The sequence below is a fragment of the Sodalis-like endosymbiont of Proechinophthirus fluctus genome (assembly GCF_001602625.1).
In the GTDB taxonomy this organism is placed as follows: domain Bacteria; phylum Pseudomonadota; class Gammaproteobacteria; order Enterobacterales; family Enterobacteriaceae.
The window spans coordinates 12,344-12,734 of sequence record NZ_LECR01000073.1 but is presented as its reverse complement, the minus strand read 5'-3'; the positions used below and the strand labels follow the sequence as shown (position 1 = coordinate 12,734).

Genomic DNA, 391 nt, shown 5'->3' with positions numbered 1-391 from the left:
GCGGGACATGGCGATCCGGCTATTTTTTTCCGCCGAATTCAGCGCCATGGGTGGGCTGTTTGCCTGGCAACTAGTGGGGGATGTCCTTAAGGTGGGCGCCTATATTTTTGGCTATCTGGTAGTAGCCCGTGCAGCGCTGCGCGTTTATCTCTTAGCTGAAATAAGCCAATTTGTGCTGCTGACTGGCTTTTCCTATTGGCTTATTCCGAGCCATGGCGCGCTGGGCGCGACTCAAGCCTATATGGCCACCTATATCATCTATTTCGCGCTGTGCAGCGGTGTGTTCCTACTTTATTTCAGGAAAAAATGAGAGATTTGATACATGTGCTGGGATCCGATATCCCCCATCATAATCTGACGGTACTGCGTTTCTTCAATGATACACTGGCGG

Annotated in this window: 1 protein-coding gene and 1 pseudogene; both read left to right on the top strand. The window is 50.6% G+C overall.

Going from position 1 to position 391, the window contains the following annotated elements; genetic code table 11:
• A pseudogene (locus tag BG74_RS17650) lies at positions 1-310 on the top strand (lipid III flippase WzxE); the annotation flags it as partial.
• The coding region (locus BG74_RS17645) for a TDP-N-acetylfucosamine:lipid II N-acetylfucosaminyltransferase family protein (RefSeq protein ID WP_244267414.1) at positions 307-391 on the top strand (85 nt) is incomplete at its 3' end. The pseudogene BG74_RS17650 and the gene BG74_RS17645, both read left to right, overlap by 4 nt.